General features: G+C 72.0%; 16 protein-coding genes. 13 read left to right on the forward strand and 3 right to left on the reverse strand.

Annotated features, from left to right (window positions below):
• Positions 1 to 38 precede the first annotated feature (38 nt).
• Positions 39 to 1,289, reverse strand: a complete 1,251-nt coding sequence (locus ACQEVZ_RS00860) for an amidohydrolase family protein (protein ID WP_433359861.1) — start codon at positions 1,287 to 1,289, stop codon at positions 39 to 41.
• 133 nt (positions 1,290 to 1,422) lie between these two features.
• Here ACQEVZ_RS00860 and ACQEVZ_RS00865 point away from each other — a divergent pair, with 133 nt between their 5' ends.
• Together ACQEVZ_RS00865 and ACQEVZ_RS00870 are read left to right on the forward strand one after the other, a co-directional pair.
• Positions 1,423 to 1,986, forward strand: a complete 564-nt coding sequence (locus ACQEVZ_RS00865) for a MarR family winged helix-turn-helix transcriptional regulator (protein WP_433359864.1) — start codon at positions 1,423 to 1,425, stop codon at positions 1,984 to 1,986.
• A gap of 221 nt (positions 1,987 to 2,207) precedes the next feature.
• A complete protein-coding gene (locus ACQEVZ_RS00870) occupies positions 2,208 to 2,405 on the forward strand; it encodes a winged helix-turn-helix transcriptional regulator (RefSeq protein WP_433359867.1) in 198 nt (65 codons plus the stop codon).
• Between the two features lie 144 nt (positions 2,406 to 2,549).
• On the opposite strand, the gene ACQEVZ_RS00875 is transcribed toward ACQEVZ_RS00870, so the two are convergent.
• A complete protein-coding gene (locus ACQEVZ_RS00875; protein WP_344513826.1) occupies positions 2,550 to 3,161 on the reverse strand; it encodes a TetR/AcrR family transcriptional regulator in 612 nt (203 codons plus the stop codon).
• 190 nt (positions 3,162 to 3,351) lie between these two features.
• On the opposite strand from ACQEVZ_RS00875, the gene ACQEVZ_RS00880 reads away from it, so the two are divergent.
• The 10 genes from ACQEVZ_RS00880 (at position 3,352) to ACQEVZ_RS00925 (ending at position 17,513) form a co-directional block, all read left to right on the forward strand.
• Entirely contained in the window at positions 3,352 to 4,929 is a 1,578-nt protein-coding gene (locus ACQEVZ_RS00880; RefSeq protein WP_354900918.1) for an amino acid permease, read from the forward strand.
• Positions 4,926 to 5,723 carry an urea amidolyase associated protein UAAP1 gene (locus ACQEVZ_RS00885; RefSeq protein WP_433359872.1) on the forward strand — a complete coding sequence of 266 codons (798 nt, stop codon included), beginning with the start codon at positions 4,926 to 4,928 and terminating at the stop codon, positions 5,721 to 5,723. Before ACQEVZ_RS00880 ends, ACQEVZ_RS00885 begins: the two co-directional genes overlap by 4 nt.
• Positions 5,720 to 6,358, forward strand: coding sequence for an urea amidolyase associated protein UAAP2 (locus ACQEVZ_RS00890; RefSeq protein WP_354900922.1), 639 nt, complete (start codon positions 5,720 to 5,722; stop codon positions 6,356 to 6,358). The genes ACQEVZ_RS00885 and ACQEVZ_RS00890 overlap by 4 nt, the downstream gene beginning before the upstream one ends.
• Positions 6,359 to 6,362: 4 nt before the next feature.
• Complete coding sequence (locus tag ACQEVZ_RS00895) at positions 6,363 to 9,857, forward strand: 5-oxoprolinase/urea amidolyase family protein (RefSeq protein WP_433359875.1); 3,495 nt, start codon at positions 6,363 to 6,365, stop codon at positions 9,855 to 9,857.
• Positions 9,854 to 11,527 (forward strand): allophanate hydrolase, encoded by a 1,674-nt coding sequence (atzF, locus tag ACQEVZ_RS00900; protein WP_433359878.1) that lies wholly within the window; start codon positions 9,854 to 9,856, stop codon positions 11,525 to 11,527. The genes ACQEVZ_RS00895 and atzF overlap by 4 nt, the downstream gene beginning before the upstream one ends.
• 167 nt (positions 11,528 to 11,694) lie before the next feature.
• Positions 11,695 to 12,498, forward strand: a complete 804-nt coding sequence (locus tag ACQEVZ_RS00905; protein WP_433359881.1) for a hypothetical protein — start codon at positions 11,695 to 11,697, stop codon at positions 12,496 to 12,498.
• Between the two features lie 193 nt (positions 12,499 to 12,691).
• Positions 12,692 to 13,690: a S66 peptidase family protein gene (locus ACQEVZ_RS00910; protein ID WP_433359884.1), complete on the forward strand. Its 999-nt coding sequence runs from the start codon at positions 12,692 to 12,694 to the stop codon at positions 13,688 to 13,690.
• A gap of 231 nt (positions 13,691 to 13,921) precedes the next feature.
• Positions 13,922 to 14,980 (forward strand): polysaccharide deacetylase family protein, encoded by a 1,059-nt coding sequence (locus ACQEVZ_RS00915; RefSeq protein ID WP_433359887.1) that lies wholly within the window; start codon positions 13,922 to 13,924, stop codon positions 14,978 to 14,980.
• Between the two features lie 137 nt (positions 14,981 to 15,117).
• Positions 15,118 to 15,786 (forward strand): hypothetical protein, encoded by a 669-nt coding sequence (locus tag ACQEVZ_RS00920; RefSeq protein ID WP_433359890.1) that lies wholly within the window; start codon positions 15,118 to 15,120, stop codon positions 15,784 to 15,786.
• Between the two features lie 230 nt (positions 15,787 to 16,016).
• Entirely contained in the window at positions 16,017 to 17,513 is a 1,497-nt protein-coding gene (locus ACQEVZ_RS00925) for a cellulose binding domain-containing protein (protein WP_433359893.1), read from the forward strand.
• Positions 17,514 to 17,800: 287 nt separating this feature from the next.
• Here ACQEVZ_RS00925 and ACQEVZ_RS00930 read toward each other — a convergent pair whose 3' ends face one another.
• A complete protein-coding gene (locus ACQEVZ_RS00930) occupies positions 17,801 to 18,085 on the reverse strand; it encodes a hypothetical protein (protein WP_433359896.1) in 285 nt (94 codons plus the stop codon).
• A gap of 343 nt (positions 18,086 to 18,428) precedes the next feature.
• Between ACQEVZ_RS00930 and ACQEVZ_RS00935 the strand changes: the two genes are divergently transcribed.
• Positions 18,429 to 19,919 (forward strand): hypothetical protein, encoded by a 1,491-nt coding sequence (locus ACQEVZ_RS00935; RefSeq protein ID WP_433359899.1) that lies wholly within the window; start codon positions 18,429 to 18,431, stop codon positions 19,917 to 19,919.
• Positions 19,920 to 20,009: the final 90 nt, after the last annotated feature.

A 20,009-nucleotide genomic window follows, 5' to 3' on the forward strand; every position in this document is an offset into this window, starting at 1 on the left:
GACGTGGCGCTCGTCGAGCACGGGCTCGCCGGCCTTGTTCAGTCGATCGTGAGCCGGGTGGGGGTGCCGCGCCGCCAGACCGTACGCAGGTTCAGCGTGTCACCGATCCGGGTGGTGGGGTCGCCGTCGACGAGGAGCAGGTCCGCGCGCAGGCCGGCGGCGATGCGCCCGCGGTCGTCGAGTCCGAAGCGGCGAGCGGGTGTGGATGTCGCCGCGCGTAGCGCCTCGAGCGGGGTGAGGCCGGCCCGGACCAGGTACTGCAGCTCGTGGTGGACGCTCGCACCGTGTGCCACTCCGGCCATGAAGGGCAGCGGGAACGGGACGGCGTCGGTTCCGACAAGGATGTCGACGCCGGCGTCGTGCAGCGCCTTGACCGAGTGCAACACGTCCTCCAGCCTGCCCTGCGGATACCGGTTGTAGCTGCCGCGGAGGAGGTCCGTCCAGGCCTCGCCGAGGCGGGCGGCGACGCGGGGATCGTCGGCCAGCGCTGATGCGGTGATGCCCATCATGGACGCGTCCAGTACGACGCACGGGACGACGAACACGCCGGCAGTGGCGATCCGTTCGATGACGTCGTCGGTGTGTGGCTGGTCCATGAACAGGTGGGCGAGACCGTGGACGCCGGCGTCGACCGCCATCCGGGTCGCGTCGACCGTGAGCGCGTGGGCGAGGGTGAGCATGCCGTGCCGGCGCGCCTCGGCCACGCCGGCGTTGAGGGTGGCCTGGTCGAGCATCGGCAGTCCGGGGTGGCCTTCCACGGAACCGTCGTCGACCATGAACTTGATGTAGTCCGAGCCGGCCGCGATCAGCTGAGGAATGAAGCCGGCCGCTTCCTCCGGTGTGGTGGCGAACGGCATCAACGGCACCGGTCCGTCGTGTCCACTGTGCTGGTCGTCGCCGCCGGGTCCAGGGCCGAAGTCGAAGTCGTCCGGGAACAGTTCGCTGGGGTGACCGCCGGGCGGGGTGATGCCGAAGCCCGCGGAGCGTACGTCCGCGAGGGTGTCGTCGCCGACGATGCGCGACCGGTGGGGCCGCGTGTTCATGCCCTGCATCTCGAGCTCGGTCGTGACGCCGAACCGCAGCGCCAGGGCGAGCGCTGCATCGGAGCTGTGGGTGTGCGCGTCGATCAGGCCCGGCAGCAGCGTCGCCCCGGACGCGTCGACAATCTCTGCCGCGGCCGGCGGTTCCCCGCCGACCGCGGCGATCCGGGTGCCGTCGATGACGACCGTTGCCGATTCGAGCACCTTCTCACCGTCGAACACCCGCGCGTTCGTGATGGCGGTAACCATGCCGTACCTCGTCTCCTGGACTGTTCGAGCAGCTGGCGCACAACGTGCCGGACCGAAGAATAATGCGGTTCAGCAATTATGTGCAACAGTGCACACATGTGCTCACCGGCACTTCCTCGCGTAGGCTATGCCGGTGACCAGCGAAAGCGCGCTCGAACAGCGAGAACGGGACCTGTTGGATGCGGTTGGCGGGGCGTTCGCCCGGATGCGGCGACGCACCATGCAGGCCCCGGTCGACCCGCCGAGCGGCCGTAAGGACCTCACCCGCAACCTGGTCCTCAACCTCGTCGAGGAAGCGCAGCTTGCCGGCCGGGAGATGACCGTCGGCAACCTCGCCGACCACCTCATGGTCGACCCCTCCGTGGCCAGCCGTATGGCCAGCGACTGCATCACCCACGGCTACCTCGTGCGCGCGGCCTCACAACGAGACGGCAGACGCACCATCATCCAGCTGACCGACGAAGGCAACGCGCTGCTCGACCACTTCCGCCACCAGCACCGGCAGGCGTTCGAATACATCACCCGCGACTGGCCGAAAGCCGAGCGGCTGGAGTTCGCCCGCCTGCTCATCAAGTACGCCGAAGCGACGTCCCGCCTCCCCGAGCCGCCCGGCAGCGACGACAGCGACAAGCCAAGCCGCTCCGGCGAAGGCGCGCGCAGGAAGAGCACGGCAGCGAAGACCGATTCCGCCGATTGACGACACGGCCCCGCGCCCTGCGACCTCAGCGAGGCGGCGCCTCTGCCGGAAGGGGGAACGCGGTGCGCGGCCGCTGGCCTGCCCACCACAGCCCGATCGCAAGCGCCGCTGCCGCCTCCAGATAGGCCGCTCGTGCCAGCCCGCCGCAGGGCGCCGGAGTGCAGCCGATCGAGCTGATCAGGGTCTCCGTCGCCGCGGCTGCCTCGGCGTGGTCCGCGCAAGTGCCACCCCGTGTGGACTACGCGCTCACCGAAGCGGGCAACGCGCTGCTGGAGCCGATGCAGGCAATGGGTGCCTGGGCCACCCGGTACGCCGATGCGGTCCTTGACGCTCAGGAGCGGTTCGAGGTACGGGAGGCGTACACCCGGCCCGGAGCCGCTCGGCGTCGCCGCATCCCACTCACCGGCAACGCCGAGTAGCTGCCACAGCGAAGGCACCCAAGTGCACCCGGCTTTCGCGGCGTCGGTCTCGCCGCGGCCGTCGTGGTGATCCACGGGGGTCAGCCAGAAAGATGTTCACCCGGTCGCTGCGCCGCAGGTCGCACCTCATTGAGTGGGTGCCGGTCAGCGAGGGGAGCCGGCGAGGCGCAGGGCCGCGTCGGCGACCGACTGGCCGAGCTGGTCCGGCGGTGGCAGGGCCGGCAGGTCGCGGCGCATGCCGATGACGCTCTCCACCATGCCGAAGACCAGGTCGCCGGTCACGTCCGCCGTGGGGGTGCCCGCGACGGCGGCGACCAGGCGGCGGTACGCGGACCTGAGCTGCTCGCGTTCGGCACGGAAGCGGGTGAACGGTTCGGTCGCGATCTCCGGTAGGGCGTACAGGATGCCGACGTTCCATCGCGCGCCGAGCAGGATCCCGACGTCGTACCGGACGAGCGCCTGCAGGGCGTCGGCGGGGCTCAGCGCCTGCTGGGCGAGTTGCTCGGCGTAGGTCAGCGACGGGCGGACGGTCGATTCGAGCAGCTCGGCGAGGATCTGTTCCTTGGTGCTGAAGTGGTAGTACAGCGACGCCTGCCGCACCCCGACCATCTCGGCGATCATGCGGGTCGAGGTGGCGGCGTACCCGCGTTCGGAGAAGAGCTCGGCCGCGGCGTCGAGGATCTCCTCGCGGGCGGTGCCGGCCGGCAGGCGCCGGGCTCCGGAGCGGGGACGGCCGACGGAAGGTGCGGAGCTCACGCTCGCATCGTCGCACGCAACCGGGGTCCGGGGCGATGTGAGCGGGACGTAACCGCGCCGAGACGTCCGGCAACCGAACGTTTACGACGGAGAAACGCCTGTCGATCTCACGTCGAGAAATCTGTCACTCGACAGGTATTCGGGCGGCGGGACCCCCAGACCCGCTGCCGCCTGCGTCGAGGAGGCGGTCTTGTCCACTACCCCCACCCTGGCGACACCACCGGCGAGCGATCGAGCCGACGCCGCGGATCTCCGTGGCTTCGGCTACCGGCCCGAGCTGCGCCGCAGCATCGGCAGCTACGCGTCGTTCGCCGCCGGGTTCTCGTTCGTCTCGATCCTCACGACGGTCTTCCAGCTCTTCGCCTTCGGGTTCTCCTTCGGCGGCCCGGCCTTCTTCTGGACCTGGCCGCTGGTCTTCGCCGGCCAGTTCATGGTGGCGCTCAACTTCGCCGAGCTCGCCGCCCGCTACCCGCTCTCCGGCTGCATCTACCAGTGGTCGCGGCGGCTGTCGAACGCCACGGTCGGCTGGTTCGCCGGATGGGTCATGATCGTCGCGCAGATCGTGACGGTCGCCGCCGCCGCGATCGCCCTGCAGGTCGTGCTCCCCCAGATCTGGTCCGGCTTCCAGCTCGTCGGCGGCGACCCCGCGCTCACCTCGACCAGCGGCGCCACCAACGCCGTCGTCCTCGGCTCGATCCTGATCGCGTTGACCACGCTGGTGAACGTCATCGGCGTGCGGCTCATGGCGATCGTCAACAGCGCCGGCGTGACCCTGGAGATCATCGGCGTGGCGGCCGTCGTGATCCTGCTGCTGTTCAACATCGAGCGCGGACCGGGCGTGGTATTCGACACCGGCGGGATGGGCAGCGGCCTGTCCTACGTCGGGCCGTTCCTGGTGTCGGCGCTCATGGCGGCGTACGTGGTGGTCGGCTTCGACAGTGCCGGCGAGCTCAGCGAGGAGACCCGCGACCCGCGGCACATCGCGCCACGCACGATCCTGCGGGCGCTCGCCGCCTCCGGCATCGGCGGTGGCCTGATGCTGCTGGTCGCGCTGATGTCCGCGCCGAGCCTGACCGACGGCCGGCTGGCCACCGAGGGCCTGCCGTACGTGCTGACCAGCCGCCTCGGTGAGACCGGCGGACGGATCCTGCTGATCGACGTGGCGATCGCGGTCGCGGTCTGCACCCTCGCGATCCAGACCGCGGGCAGCCGGATGATCTTCTCGATGGCGCGTGACGGCGTCCTGCCGTTCTCCGGCGCGCTCAGCAAGGTCAACCCGCGCACCGGGACGCCGGCGTGGCCGGCGATCGTCGTCGGGGTCGGCGCGGCCGCGGTCCTGCTGGTCAACATCGGCCAGGCCGCCCTGTTCACCGCCCTGACCAGCGTCTGCATCGTCATGCTGTACATCGCCTACGCCCTGGTGACGATCCCGCTGCTGATCCGGCGCAGCAAGGGCTGGCCGGCCGGCGAGGAGGCCGCCGCCACGGAGCGCGGCGGCAAGCTGTTCTCCCTCGGGAAGTTCGGCATCGTCGTCAACGCCCTCGCCGTCGTCTACGGCATCGGCATGATCCTCAACCTCGGCTGGCCCCGGCAGGAGGTGTACGACCCGGCCGGCGCCCACTGGTACCTGCACTACTTCCCGCTGCTGTTCGTCGGCGCCGCCCTGCTCGCCGGTGCCGCCGCGTTCCTGCGCCACCGCGCCAAGGTCGCCGCCTTGCACCCGGAGCTGGCCTTCACCGCACCCGTCGTCGCCGGAGAGACGGCATGAGCACCGCGACCACCGCTGGGGCGCGGGCGCACGCCCGCGCCCAGGGTGGCACCGTCGTGGAGTGCATGCCCACCGTCCCTGCCGGTGAGGGCCTCAGCTGGGCCGAGACGGTCCCGGGCGGTGGCTACGCCGGCAAGCGGCTCGCCCGCGGCACCACGCTGCAGCTGACCGACCTGCACGGCGACGCCTGCGTGTCGGTGCTGCTGTTCAACGCCGACGAGCCGTGGGAGCGCCTGAACGTCGCCGACACGGTCAAGGTCCTGTGGCAGGCGTACGTCGGCGAAGGGCACCTGCTGCTGTCCGACCAGGGGCGGGTCCTCGCCTCGGTGACGGCCGGCGCCCCGGACCGTTCGGACACCTTCTGCGGCACCTCGACACTCGCGAGCAACACCGGCAGGTACGGCGGCGGCGCGCCGCACACCGCGACACCGGCCGGGCGGGAGCTGTTCGTCCTGGCCGCCGCCAAGCACGGCCTGACCCGCCGGGACCTGCCGCCGAGCATCTCGTTCTTCCAGGGGGTCCGCGTCGGCGACGACGGCACGTTCACCTGGCTCGGGTCGGCCGGGCCCGGGGCGACGGTCGAGCTGCGGGCGGAGCTGCCGCTGATCGTGCTGCTGGCCAACGTGCCGCACCCGCTCGACCCGCGGGAGGCGTACACCTGCACACCCGTCCGCGTGCAGGCCCGGCCCGGCGCACCCACCGCGCCCGCGGACGCGCTGTGGTCGCGGTCGCCGGAGGGCGAGCGCGCGCTGCTCAACACCGCGGACTACCTGACCGCCCGGGGGATCGCATGACCGTCACCGCAGCACCGGCGCCGGCCGCCGGCCGGATCGTGCTGGACGAGACCGTCGCGGCGCGCGCGCCCTGGTCGGCGGTGGTGCGCCGCGGCCAGGTCCTGACCATCGTGGACCTGCACGGCAACCAGGCCGTCGACTGCCTGCTCTACAACGCCGACGACACGGCCGAACGCTATTCGGCGCCGGACACGATCGCCGCGCAGGGCGGCATCTTCCTGACCACCGGGAGCGTGCTGCGCTCCAACGAGGGCCGGGCGCTGATGACCGTCGTCGGCGACGAGGTCGGCCGGCACGACACCGTCGGCGGCGCCTGCAGCCGGGAGTCGAACACCCTGCGCTACGGGCAGCACACCAAGCACCAGCACGCCTGCGTGGAGAACTTCCTCATCGAGGGCGCCCGGTGGGGGCTCGGCAAACGGGACCTGGTCAGCAACATCAACTGGTACATGAACGTGCCGGTCGACCCGGACGGCAGTCTCGGCATCGTCGACGGCATCTCCGCGCCCGGCCTGCGGGTCGCGGTGCGCGCCGAGATGGACGTGCTGGTGCTGGTGTCGAACTGCCCGCAGATCAACAACCCGTGCAACGGCTTCGACCCGACGCCGGTCCGCATGATCGTCACCGAGGAGTAGCCGCGTGTTCGACACGCTTCTGGTCGCCAACCGCGGCGAGATCGCCTGCCGCATCATCCGCACCGCCGCCCGGCTCGGCCTGAAGACGGTCGCGGTCTTCTCCGACCCGGACCGCGGCGCTCCACATGTACGGCTCGCCGACCAGGCGGTGCGGCTCGGCCCGGCCCCGGCCCGGCAGAGCTACCTGCTGGTGGACCGCGTGCTCGACGCGGCGCTGTCCAGCGGCGCCGGTGCGGTGCACCCCGGCTACGGGTTCCTCTCCGAGGACGCGGCCTTCGCCACCGCCGTGGAAGCGGCCGGGCTCGCCTTCGTCGGGCCGACACCCGCGCAGCTCACCGCGTTCGGCGCCAAGCACACCGCACGCGAGCTGGCCCGCGCGGCCGGCGTACCGATGATCGAGGGCACCGGCCTGCTCGCCGGTCTCGACGAGGCACTCGCCGCCGCCGACCGGATCGGTTACCCGGTGATGGTCAAGGCGACCGGCGGCGGTGGCGGCATCGGCATGCAGGCGTGCCACACGCCGGCCGAGCTCGCCGCCGCATTCGACCGGGTGGAACGCCTCGCCCTGGCCAGCTTCGGCAGCGGCGGCGTCTTCCTGGAACGCTTCGTGCAGCGCGCCCGCCACGTCGAGGTGCAGGTCTTCGGCGACGGCCGCGGCCGCGTCGTCGCGCTCGGCGACCGAGACTGCAGCCTGCAACGCCGCAACCAGAAGGTGATCGAGGAGGCGCCCGCGCCCGGCCTGTCCGGCGCGGTCCGCGAGCGGCTGCACAACTCGGCGGCGGCGCTGTGCGCGTCGGTGAGCTACCGGTCGGCGGGCACCGTCGAGTTCGTCTACGACGCCGAGCGGGAACAGGCGTCGTTCCTCGAGGTCAACGCGCGCCTGCAGGTCGAGCACCCGGTCACCGAGGAGGTCCTCGGCGTCGACCTGGTCGAGTGGATGCTGCGCCTGGCCCAGGGCGACGACGACGTCCTGGACACCCCGCGCCGGGGCGGTGCCGGCGCCGCCGTCGAGGCCCGCGTCTACGCCGAGGACCCGACCCGGGAGCATCAGCCCAGCGCCGGCCTCGTCACCGACGTCGCGTTCCCGGCGGGCGTGCGGGTCGACGGCTGGGTCGAGGCCGGCACCGAGGTGAGCACGGCGTACGACCCGATGCTCGCCAAGGTCATCGTGACCGGGGCGACCCGCGACGAGGCGTTCGCCAACCTCCGCGACGCCCTGACTGCCACCCGCGTCGACGGCATCGAGACGAACCTCGGCCTGCTGCGGGCGGCGGCCGGCAACGGCGACGTGCTCGCCGCCCGGCACTCGACCGCGACCCTCGCCGGCGTGCACGACACGGAGCCGCGCATCGTCGTGGAGCGGGCCGGCACGCTGACGGCCGTGCAGGACTGGCCTGGCCGCACCGGGCTGTGGGAGGTCGGCGTGCCACCGTCGGGGGCGATGGACGACCTGTCGTTCCGGCTCGGCAACACGGCGCTCGGCAACCCCGAGGGCGCCCCCGGGCTGGAGTGCACCGTCGACGGGCCGGCGCTGCGCTTCACCGCCGACACCACGATCTGCGTCACCGGCGCCGCGATGCCCGTCACCGTCGACGGCGTCCCGGTGCCCCAGTGGGAGCCGGTACGGGTGGCCGCCGGCTCGGTCCTCGACGTGGGCCGGGCGACCGAGGGCGGGCTGCGGGCCTACGTGCTGTTCGCCGGCGGGCTCGCCGTCCCGCAGTACCTGGGCAGCGCGGCGACGTTCACGCTCGGGCAGTTCGGCGGGCACGGCGGCCGGACCCTGCGCCTGGGCGACGTCCTGCGCACCGCACCGCCGGCCGGCGCGACCTCCGCCGCCGTCCCGGTGGCGCAGCGACCGGTGATCCGCCGTGACTGGCAGATCAAGGTGACCGAAGGGCCGCACGCGGCCCCCGAGTTCTTCACCCGCGAGGACATCGACGCGTTCTACGCCGCGCAGTGGCAGGTGCACTTCAACTCCGCGCGCACCGGCGTCCGGCTGGTCGGCCCGAAGCCGCGGTGGGCGCGCACCGACGGCGGCGAGGCAGGGCTGCACCCGTCGAACATCCACGACACCCCGTACTCGGTCGGCGCCGTCGACTTCACCGGCGACGTGCCGATCCTGCTCGGCCCGGACGGCCCCAGCCTCGGCGGGTTCGTCTGCCCTGCCACCGTCGTCACCGCCGAGCGATGGAAGCTCGGCCAGCTCGCCCCCGGCGACACCGTGCGGTTCGTGCCCGTGTCCGACCTCGACTTCACACCGCTGGTGCGACCCGTCGACGACGGCATCCTGGCCCGCGACGACGACGTCACCTACCGGCGGTCCGGCGACGACAACCTGCTCATCGAGTACGGCCCGATGACCCTCGACCTCGGCCTGCGGCTACGCGCCCACGCCCTGATGGACCGGCTGCGCGCCGAGGGCCTCGACGGCGTCGTCGACCTCACCCCCGGCATCCGCTCGCTGCAGGTCCACGCCGACCCCGCCCGCCTGCCGGTGCGCAGGCTCCTCGGCCTGGTCCGCGCGCTGCAGGCCGACCTGCCCGCCACCCGCGACCTGGCCGTGCCCAGCCGGACCGTGCACCTGCCGCTGTCCTGGGACGACCCGGCCACCCGCGAGGCCATCGCCCGCTACATCAACGGCGTCCGCGACGACGCCCCGTGGTGCCCGTGGAACATCGAGTTCATCCGCCGGGTCAACGGCCTGGCGTCCGTCGACGACGTCCACCGCACCGTCTACGACGCCAGTTACCTCGTCCTCGGCCTCGGCGACGTGTACCTCGGCGCACCGGTCGCGACCCCGCTCGACCCGCGGCACCGGCTCGTCACCACGAAGTACAACCCGGCCCGGACCTGGACCCCGGAGAACGCCGTCGGCATCGGCGGCGCCTACCTGTGCATCTACGGCATGGAAGGCCCCGGCGGCTACCAGTTCGTCGGCCGTACCGTGCAGGTCTGGTCCCGCTGGCGGCGGGAAGCCGGCGACCCTTGGCTGCTGCGTCACTTCGACCGCATCCAGTGGTACCCGGTCGGCGCCGAGGAACTGCTCGACCTGCGCGCCGACGTCGCCGCTGGACGGCACCGGCTGCGCATCGACGACGGCACCTTCCGTCTCGCCGAGCATGAGGCCTTCCTGGCCGACAACGCCGCCTCGATCGCCGCCTTCCGGGCGACGCAGGCCGCCGCGTTCAGTGCCGAACGCGACGCGTGGGCGGCGGCGGGCGAGTTCGACCCCCGCCCCGAACCGCCCGCGCCGCCCGCCGCCGGAGCGGTGTCCGTACCCGACGGCGGCGCGCTCGTGGAGGCGCCGTTCGTCGCCAGCGTGTGGCGCGTCGACGTGCGCCCCGGCGACCGGGTCACCGCCGGGCAGTCGCTGCTCGCCCTGGAAGCGATGAAACTGGAGAGCGTCGTCACCGCGCCGCGGGACGGCACCGTCACCGACATCCTCGTCACCCCCGGAGCCCAGGTCGCTCCGGGCAGCCCACTGGTGGTGCTCGCATGAAACCGACCGACCGCGTCCGCGCCGCCTACACACGCCTCGCCCTCGGCGAACGCCCCGAGGCATGGATCACGCTGCGCCCCGAACGCGACGTGCTCGCCGACGCCGCCGCCGTGGAAGCCCGGCTCGCCGCCGGCGAGCACCTGCCGCTGGCCGGGCGCCTCGTCGCGGTCAAGGACAACATCGACGTCGCGGGCCTGCCGACCACGGCGGGCTGCCCCGCCTACGCCTACCAGCCCGAATGCAGCGCCCCCGCCGTGCAGCGCCTCGTCGACGCCGGCGCGCTGATCCTCGGCAAGACCAACCTCGACCAGTTCGCCACCGGCCTGGTCGGCACCCGCAGCCCGTACGGCGCGGTCCGCGACGTCCGCGACCCCGCCCGCGTCTCCGGCGGGTCCAGCTCCGGCTCCGCCGTGGCCGTCGCGCTCGGCATCGCCGACCTGGCCGTCGGCACCGACACCGCCGGCTCCGGCCGCGTGCCCGCCGCGTTCCAGGGCATCGTCGGCGTCAAACCGACACCGGGACTCGTCCCCACCGACGGGGTCGTGCCGGCCTGCCGCAGCTTCGACTGCGTCACCATCTTCGCCCGTACCGTCGCCGAGGGAACGCACGCCATCGCCCTCATGAGCGACCCGGTCCTCCCCGCGGACGCACCGCTCGCGGCGCCGCCACACCCGATCGTCGCGGTGCCGGACCGCGACGACCTGACCGGCCTGTCACCGCAGTGGCTCGACGCGTTCGAACAGGCCACGAAAACCCTGGAGACCCACGGCGCCCGGCTGCGGCCGATCCGGCTCGCGCCGTTCCTCGCCGCGGCGAAACTGCTCTACAACGGCGGGTTCGTCGCCGAACGGTACGCCGCCGTCGGCGCCTTCATCGACGGGCACCCCGACGACATCGACCCGACCGTCCGGGCCATCATCGGCGCCGCCCGCGACATCCCCGCCCACGTCCTCGTCGCCGACACCGAACGGCTCGCGCACCTGCGCCGCGAGGCCATGACCGCATGGGGCGACGCGGACGCGCTCCTGCTGCCGACCAGCCCGATCCACCCGACGATCGCCGAGGTCACCGCCGACCCGATCGGAGTCAACGCCACCGTCGGCACCTACACCAACTTCTGCAACCTGTTCGGCCTCAGCGCCGTCGCCGTGCCCGCCGGTGAGGCCGGCGGCACCAACTTCGGCGTCCAGGTCGTCGCCCGCGGCTTCGCCGACGCCGTCGCCGCCGACATCGCCGCACGGCTGGCCGGCGAGGCTCCGACGGGCGCGCACCGGCGGGGGCTGCCGATGATGGTGGTCGGCGCGCACCTGACCGGGCAGCCGCTCAACCACCAGCTCACCGAGGCGGGGGGCCGCCTGCTCCGCCAGGTCCGCACCGCACCGCAGTACCGGCTGCACTGCCTGACCACCGAACCGCCGAAACCGGGCCTGGTCCGCGTCCTCGACGGCGGCGCCGCCGTGGAGGGCGAGCTGTGGGAGCTGCCGCCCGCCGCGGTCGGCCCGTTCCTGGCCGCGCTGCCCTCCCCCATGGCGCTGGGGAAGGTACACCTCGACGACGGCTCGACCGTCACCGGTTTCCTGTGCGAAGCCGTCGCCGTCGCCGACGCCCCCGACATCACCGCCCACGGCGGCTGGCGCGCCTACCTGGCCTCCCTGCGGCAGCACCGATGAACACGCCCGGCCTGTCCTTCTCACCACGAGCCGCCGCACCGTGAGCGGCCGCGGCGGCTCGTCACGTGAGCCGCCGCGGCCGTTGCCCGGTTCGGTTGCTCGCTGCGGATGTCTTCCTCGCTCAAATCGTGTCGATAGAACGATCGAGGGCGTCTACCGTGCACCGGGTGTCTCGTGATCACCCTTCATCGACCGTCCTGCACGCCTTCGGTGTCGACGGGCCTGCCCGACGGCTGACCGGCGGGCAAGGCACCTCGTGGGCTGCGGACCATGTGGTACTCAAGCCGGACGGGGGTGCCCTGCACGAATGGCTGGGCGATGCGTTCACCGACGTCACATGTGAAGGTTTCCGGCTTGCGGCGCCGGTCCGTACCCGTGACGGCGCGTGGAGCGTGCAGGGGTGGTCGGCCACGCGATGGGTCCAGGGTGGCGAACCGGACTACACCGCGGTATCGACGTGGCAGGAGATCCTCACGGCCGGCCAGGCGTTTCACCGGGCGGTTGCCCATCTCGGCCGGCCGGTCTTTCTCGATACGCGACGGGACTGGTGGGCACAAGCGGACAGAGCGGCCTGGGCAGAACGGGCTATCCGGTTCGTACCGGAGTTCGCCGCCCTGGCACGACGGCTGGAGGACGCACTGCGGCCGTTGGGGCGCCCGCAGCTCGTGCACGCGGACCTGACGAAGAACGTCTTGTTCGCTCCGGGGCTCCCTCCGGCCATCATCGACATCTCGCCCTACTGGCGGGCGCCCGCGTACGCCGACGGGATCGTGGTGGCTGATGCGCTCTGCTGGCACGACGCACCATCGTCTCTGTGGGAGACGGTGGATGTATCGGCAGCGGCGGTAGCGCGCGCACTGCTGTTCCGGATGGCCACGACGAACGAGCGCGTTTTGTCCGGAGGCGAGGGAGTCGACCTGCAGGACGAAGCTCGGCGGTACGGTCTCGCGGCCGCAGCCATCGGTCTGTGACCCGTCAAGAGGTCCCCAGCTCGCAGGAGCGCGTACCGGTCTGCCTACCCTCAACCGGCCGAGGATCTACGGAGCTCGCATCGAGCACCCGAAGATCATGGACGAACGTCGCTGCGAGTCACGACTTCACCGAAAGTGAGCCAGAGCCTGGAAACGTGTCGCGGGTTGTGGTGCGGATGCGGATACTGCATCGGTGACCGGCTCCGCATCGCCTCAGCCGCTCCGGCCTCGTGCGCTGAGACCCGGCGATCTCGTCGTCATCGCTTCGCTGTCCGGGCCGCTGCCCGCGACGTACGAGCGCAACGTCGCGCAGACGGAGGTCGTGCTCGAGCGGATGGGGTTCCGCGTGCGCCGGGCCCCGCTGCTGGAAGCCGGGCGGCACCGGTGGTGGAGCGCGGCGACGCCGGCGGAGATCGCCGCGGAGCTCAACGGCCTTCTCCGTGATCCTGAGGTTCGTGCGATCATCGCGAGTGACGGCGGCCAGACGGCGTTCGGCTACCTCGACCTGATCGACATCGAGGCGATCAGGGCCGATCCGAAGCCGATCCTCGGCTACAGCGACATCTCCTTGCTGCATCTGGTGCTGTACTCGCGCACGGGCCTGGTCGGGTTCCATGCCGACATGGCCGTGCCCGGCTTCGGCGGCAACTGGCAGACGGCGCCGGCGACCCGCCGGGCGGAGCTCGAGAAGCTGTACTCGAGGCTGCTGACCGACACCGCGGCGATCGGTCCGCTGCCTGCGAGTTCGTCGTGGGAGTGCTGGCGCGCCGGGCGGGTCGAAGGCCCGCTGATCGGTGGGGTGATCAACCGCATCGCGCTGGTACAGGCGACGCGCTTCGCGGTGCCGCTCGACCGGTTCGACGGTGCCGTGTTGTTCTGGGAGGAGATGGGCGGCCAGGCGTCGCACGTGTGGAGCTATCTGCAGGTGATGCGGCACGGCGGCATCCTCGATCGGATCTCCGGCATGGTCGTGGGCGTTCCGCGCGAGATCGCCGGACTCGACTCGCCCGAGGCGTCCCCGACGCTGTCCGAGATCGTCCTCGACGTGCTCGGCGACCGTGACATCCCGGTGCTCGGCAACGTCGAGTTCGGACACGCCGGCCCGAACCTGCCGATGCCGGTCGGCATCCGTGTCGGTCTCGATGCGCAGCAGCGGACACTGTCGCTGCTCGAACCGGCGGTGCGCGGCTGAGCGCTCACGCCGGCGCGCGGCCCGTCCCCCCGTTACCCCCCATGGCGCCAGGAAAGGTACACCGCGACCGTCACCGGTTCCCGTGCGAAGCCGGCACGGTCGACGCCGCGCTTTTCGAAAGCTTTGACACCGCCGTGAAGGTCGCCCAATACTGGCGCCATCGACACCTGTCAAAGCCGGACGCCGACCGGTTCGTCGCACGCTGCCCACATGAGGAGGAACGCGCGCACCATGAACACGCGTAGCCGTCTGCTCGCCACCGCTGTCGCCGTCTCGGCGGCCGCGGCCCTCTCCACGTTCGTCGCCTGGGCCGCCACCCCGGCGAACGCCGCGACCTGTAACGGGTACGTCGGACTCACGTTCGACGACGGCCCGGGCACCAACACCGGCAACCTGCTCAACGCCCTGCGCCAGAACGGGCTGCGGGCCACGATGTTCAACGAGGGTCAGTTCGCCGCCCAGTACCCGGCCCAGGTCCGCGCGCAGGTCGACGCCGGCATGTGGGTCGGCAACCACAGCTACACCCATCCGCACCTGACCCAGCAGAGCCAGGCCCAGATCGACTCGGAGGTGTCCCGCACCCAGCAGGCCATCGCCAACGCCGGCGGCGGCACCCCGAAGCTCTTCCGGCCGCCGTACGGCGAGACCAACGCCACCGTGCAGTCGGTCCTGTCGCGCTACGGCCTGACCCAGATCATCTGGGACGTCGACTCGCAGGACTGGAACAACGCCAGCGTCGACGCGATCGTCCAGGCCGCCGGGCGGCTCACCAACGGCCAGATCATCCTCATGCACGACTGGCCGGCCAACACGGTCGCCGCCATCCCGCGCATCGCCCAGGGCCTGGCGGCGCGCAACCTCTGCGCGGGCATGATCTCCCCGCAGACCGGCCGGGCGGTCGCCCCGGACGGCGGGACCAACCCGACCACCCCACCGCCGACCACCCCGGGCGGCGGCACGTCGCAGCCGCCGACCTCTCCCCCTCCGGCGGGCGGCGCCTGCTCCGCGACGTACGCGGTCACCAGCTCGTGGCAGGGCGGATTCCAGGCCTCGGTCACGGTGCGCGCCGGGAATGCCGCCATCTCACGGTGGACGGTCAGGTGGACGTTCGCCAACGGCCAGACGATCACACAGCTCTGGAACGGCACCCTGAGCACGTCCGGCTCGGCCGTCACCGTGACGAACGTGTCGTACAACGGCAGCGTCCCGGCCAACGGCACGACCTCGTTCGGCTTCACCGGCACCTGGAACGGCACGAACGCCGTGCCCACGCTGACCTGCACCGTATAAACGCGACTACCGGGCGGGCGCCTCACCTCGAGGCGCCCGCCCCGGCGGTGGGCCGGGTCTCAGGTCGGTCCAGTTCACGTTGACGATGTGGGCAGTCCGACGGCGATGAGGCGCTGGGGACCTGGAACGATCCTCGCGTGGCCCCTGACATCCGCCGTGCGCCCAGTCTGGACGAGGTTCGGCGCTACCACCTGGACCGCCTCAACCAAGCGTTGCGCCGCCCGGGCATGTGGGGTCGGGAGCTGTCCATCCGCTTGCTCATGGACGACGTCGCCTTTGTCGACGGGACAGACGAGCTGTGGCGGCAGGAACACGATGACCTTCGGGTCCGAGGTGCGTTCAACCCGCTTGGTGTGCACGGGGCGTTCACGGCGATCCTGCCCAGCTACCAGGACGACGGTGCGGCGGTAGCCTCTGTCTACGCCGACATAGCGTGGCGACTCGGCTGGCTGACCGTGGATCGGACCCTGCCCGACGACGAACACCAGCGGCTGAGCGCTGAGACTGATCGATGGAGTGGCCGGGACCGGCAACTCGATGAGATCGTCGCCGAGCTCGGGCCACCGTCCGTCCTGTTCGGCGGCAGCAACCCGCGTTACGCCAAGACCCTCGCCTATGCCGCCGCGTCCGGCGCCAGAGGCTTGGTCTGCCTGCACTTCGCAAGCACCTACGACTGGAACGCGCCTCAGCCGCAGCCCGAGGCGCAGCCCGTCCTCGTGGCGGTCCGGTACGGCACCGGCGCCTTCGCCGACACGTTCACCTTTACCCCTGCGGGTTCCGCCTACCGCCATGACCGCGAGGTTTAGCAAGCTCCAAGCACCGGCAGCGTAGGCCGCGTCCACGTGCAGGTCTATCGGGTCCAGTCGCGGGTCAGCACCGACCGGGGCAGGTATGGCCGTGAACGTTTCCCGGCGGCGGGCCGCGTCGCCGCTGCTGGACGCCGTCCGGATGCATGATCCGGTCGCGGCGGCGTGCGCGGCCGGCGGCATCGGGGCAGCATTCGAAGCGCATCGACAGTCATCGAGGAGGAGCGCTCATGCGATCAGCGCGGATGTGGTCCCGTACGACGATCGTCACGGCCGCCACGGTCATCGTCGGGTCGACCGGGGTGCTCGCGACGACGCTGGCCGCGCATGCCGCCGCCGGATGCCGCGTCAAGTACACCGTGACGAGTCAGTGGCAGGGCGGCTTCGGCGCGAGCGTGGACGTCACCAACCTCGGCGATCCCGTCACCAGCTGGCGGCTGACCTGGTCGTTCGCCGCCGGGCAGACCGTCACGCAGCTGTGGAACGGCACGGTGAGCCAGTCGGGGTCCACGGTGACGGTCACCAACGCCGCGTGGAACGCCGCCCTCGGCACCGGTGCCACCACGAACTTCGGCTTCGGCGGCACCTGGAACAACGCGTCCAACCCGGTGCCGGGGACCTTCGCGCTCAACGGCGTCGCCTGTACCGGAAGCACGGCATCACCGACCGCCTCCGGCAGTGGCCCGGCGGGGACCGTACTGGACCAGGTCAGCACCGTGGGCCGGGTCCGAGCGGCCGGGACCGCCGCGCAGTTCACCTGGCCCGGCACGTACTTCGAGGGCCGGTTCCGCGGCACCGGCGTCGGCCTGGCGCTCAACGACGCCGACAACGACTACGTCGTGCAGGTCGACGGCACCACCGTGGCGAACCTGGTGACGCCGGGCCGGACCACGTACTGGGTGCGCGGCCTGCCGGGCGGCGAGCACACCGTGCGGCTGGCGAAGCGGACCGAGAGCCCGTGGGCCGCGGGCGAGTTCGGCGGACTGGTCGCCGACACCGGCGGCGCGATCCTGGCGAAGGCCGGCCGGCGCAGCCGCCAGATCGAGTTCATCGGCGACTCGTGGACCGCCGGCTACGGCAACATGTCGACGACCCGCGACTGCGCCGGCAACGGCGGCGTGACCCGCAACTCCAACGCCGACGCGTCGTTCGGTGCGCTGACCGCGAAGGGCCTCAATGCCGATTACCAGATCATCGCCTGGTCCGGCATGGGCATGGTCCGCAACTACGGCGGCCAGAACATCGCGTACAACTTCCCGGCGAGCTACTACGACAAGGACCTGCAGGCGCTGTACAACAGCGGTGTGTGGCCGGTGCCGAGCACGTGGCGGCCGCAGGTCGTGGTGGTCGGCCTGGGCATCAACGACTTCTCCACGGCACTGACCTCCGGCGAGAAGTGGTCGACGACCGCCGCGCTCGCTGCCGACTACCGCGCGGCCTACCAGACCTTCATCGACAGGCTGCGCACCCGGTACGGCACGAGTACGCACATCGTGCTCGCATACCCGGACCTGACGTACATGACGACGGCGTTCGCCGACTCGATCCAGCAGATCGTCCAGGCCCGCAACAGCGCCGGCGACGCCCGGGTCTCGGCGCTGTACTACGACAACACCGCCCTGGGCCTGGACCTGCTGGGCTGCGACTGGCACCCGTCGCGGCACGACCACCAGGTCCTCGCCGCCGCCCTGTCCCAGCACCTGTCGACACTCCCCCTGGCCTGGTGACCGACCGCCGACAAGGACGTGCTGCCGGGTCGCGAACTGGCCCTTGACGCGGCAGCCGGGGCAGTTGTTGGCGCGCAGGTCGGCGTCGGCGACGGTGGCAGCCTTGAGGCGGATGACGACGTCGTACACCGGATCGCTCTTGCCGCCGAAGCCGGCGAGCTGGTCCCACAGCTCTCGCAGGCCGGTGACCAGCAGGTTGATGCCGGTGAGGATCAGCCCGACGGCCGTGCCGACCATGTTCAGCAGCACCCCGGCGGCGAAGACCTTCACGTCCTTCAGCTGCGCCTTCATGATGCCCGGCAGGCAGCCCCAGCCGGTCCGGCGACCGTCATCCCGTCCGGCGCCGCCGGCGCCTCGCCGCCGACCGCGAGCTTCGCGACGACCCCGTCCTTGGCCGCGCCGTCGGGCAGCACCACCTGCACGTCGGCGACCGACAGGGTGGTCACCGCCCCGGCCTTGACCTGAGCGCTCACCTGCGCCGCCGGCGGTGCCGGCTTCTTCCGGCCGGAGCAGGCGGTGGTCGGCGCGACCACCACGATCACCGCCACGACCGCGGCAAGCACGCGCCTCATGGGGCCGACGTTACGGCCCCGCCGGATCACCGCGAACGATGCGTTCCCCTGCCCATGTGGGGCGACTTCGCTGCCCTGACAGCGTGGTGTCGTAGAACGTCAGAGGTTCCGGGGAGCGGCTGGGTCGTCGACACTGTGAGTGCGACCCCATTCCCGCGCCGGGGCCCTCGAATCCCCCGGGACGGACCCACAATGGGCGCTGGTGGCGTCCATGGTGGCCGGGCCGATCGATGCGCGGGGTGGTGAGGCTGTTGTCGGGTGGTGGCCTGCGGTTCGCGGTCCTGGGACCGGTGGGAACGACCGGCGCGCGGATCGCGTCTGATCGCCCATGAGGAACGTTTCGGTGACGCTGGCGTGGCTGACACATCCCGTGTCCGCCGTCGCGGTGCTCGTGCTGCTGGTGAACGACCACCTCCTCAAGGCGGCCGCGCCGGGCGTGGTGACCGGCAAGCTCAGCGACGTCGCCGGTCTGGTCTTCGCCCCGGCACTGGTCGCGGCGCTGTGCTGCCTGCTGGTCCCCCGGCTTCCGACGCGATGGGCGGCGGCCGGTTCGACGGTACTGGTGGGCGTGGCGTTCGCCGCGGTCAAGGCGGTGCCCGGCGGTGCCGATGTCGCGTCGGCGGCGTGGAGCGTGATCCGCCCGTCGACGATCCTCGCCGACCCCACCGACCTGCTCGCGCTGCCCGCGCTCGGGATCGCCTGGTGGGTCCGGGGCCGGACGCTGACGCCGGTGGTGTCCACTCCGGTCGCGCGCGGTGTCCGCGCCGCCGTGGTGCTGCCGTTCGCGGTGCTGGGCGTCGCCGCGACGAGCGCGCCGGACTACCCGGCGGTGGACCGGGTCGTGGTCGTCGACGGGCAGGTTCGGGCCATGCTGTACAACGCCTTCCACGGCCTGCCCGACGGCGACAGTGACCTCGACGACGCCGCGGCGACCGTCGACGGCGTGACCTGGACCGCCCTCAAGGCGCCCGTCACGCCGGACCTCCCGCCGCGCGCCACGAACGCGTGCGTGCCGGACCGGCCGGACGTGTGCTACCGGGTCGTGCCCGGCCGGCTCGCCGTCGAGGAGAGCACCGACGCCGGGCGGACCTGGCGGATGTCGTGGCAGGTGGCGGAGGGGCGGCGCACGTTCCTCGCCCGGCGCGACAGCGACCTGCGCTCACCCCGCGAACACCTCAGCGCCGCGGAGGTCGCGATCCTGCCAGTCGCCGGCGGCTACCGCGTGTTCGTCGCCAACCGGCGCGACGGCATCGCGGTCCGGCAGCCGGACGGGGCATGGCAGCGCATCGGCCTGTCGTACGCCGGCAAGACCTGGCCGCCGGCGCCGCTCACCGCACCCGGCAAACACATCTGGGCCGAGTACGCCCTCGCCGTCGCGATCGGGTCCGCACTGTACGTCCTGGGCCTGCTGCCGGCCCTGTCCCGGCGGCGGGTGCTGGCCGGCTTCGCGGCGGGCACGACCGTCCTCGGCGCGGTCGTCGTCGCGCTCGCCCAGCTGGTGGACTCGATCCTGGGTCTCGGGTTCACCCTGATCGGCATGGGCGTCGGCGTCGCCGGCCTCGTATGGTGGATCGCCACCGTCGCCGGCGACCCACGACCACGGCCGTGGCTGTGGCCCACGCAGGCGGCACTGGCAGCAGCCGCCGCCGCGGGCGTCATCGCGACGTTCTACGGCTGGTCGGCGGGCCACCCCGACGCGTACTCCGCGGCGGCCGGCATCGCCGGCGCGGTGACCGGCGCCGCCGTGGCAGGCACCGTCGTCCTCGTCCTGTTCGGCCGTGGCCCGGCGGCCCGGCCCGAGCCCGAGTACGAGTGGACCACCAGCGGCGGCTGACCTCATCGCACGGTGCCGCGGCCGGCGGTTTCACCCACATCGCGTCTGCGTGAATAGTCGGCTTCGCCCGGGAACAGGATCTAAGTACGC

Origin of the sequence: Dactylosporangium sp. CA-152071 (assembly GCF_050936335.1) — a bacterium.
Lineage (GTDB): Bacteria > Actinomycetota > Actinomycetes > Mycobacteriales > Micromonosporaceae > Dactylosporangium > Dactylosporangium maewongense.

Coding starts and splice junctions, on each gene's coding strand:
- ACQEVZ_RS00885 (WP_433359872.1), top strand. CDS start 4,926: ATGAGCACCGCGACCACCGCTGGGGCGCGGGCGCACGCCCGCGCCCAG.
- atzF (WP_433359878.1), top strand. CDS start 9,854: ATGAAACCGACCGACCGCGTCCGCGCCGCCTACACACGCCTCGCCCTC.
- ACQEVZ_RS00860 (WP_433359861.1), bottom strand. CDS start 1,289: ATGGTTACCGCCATCACGAACGCGCGGGTGTTCGACGGTGAGAAGGTG.
- ACQEVZ_RS00925 (WP_433359893.1), top strand. CDS start 16,017: ATGCGATCAGCGCGGATGTGGTCCCGTACGACGATCGTCACGGCCGCC.
- ACQEVZ_RS00915 (WP_433359887.1), top strand. CDS start 13,922: ATGAACACGCGTAGCCGTCTGCTCGCCACCGCTGTCGCCGTCTCGGCG.
- ACQEVZ_RS00930 (WP_433359896.1), bottom strand. CDS start 18,085: ATGAGGCGCGTGCTTGCCGCGGTCGTGGCGGTGATCGTGGTGGTCGCG.
- ACQEVZ_RS00890 (WP_354900922.1), top strand. CDS start 5,720: ATGACCGTCACCGCAGCACCGGCGCCGGCCGCCGGCCGGATCGTGCTG.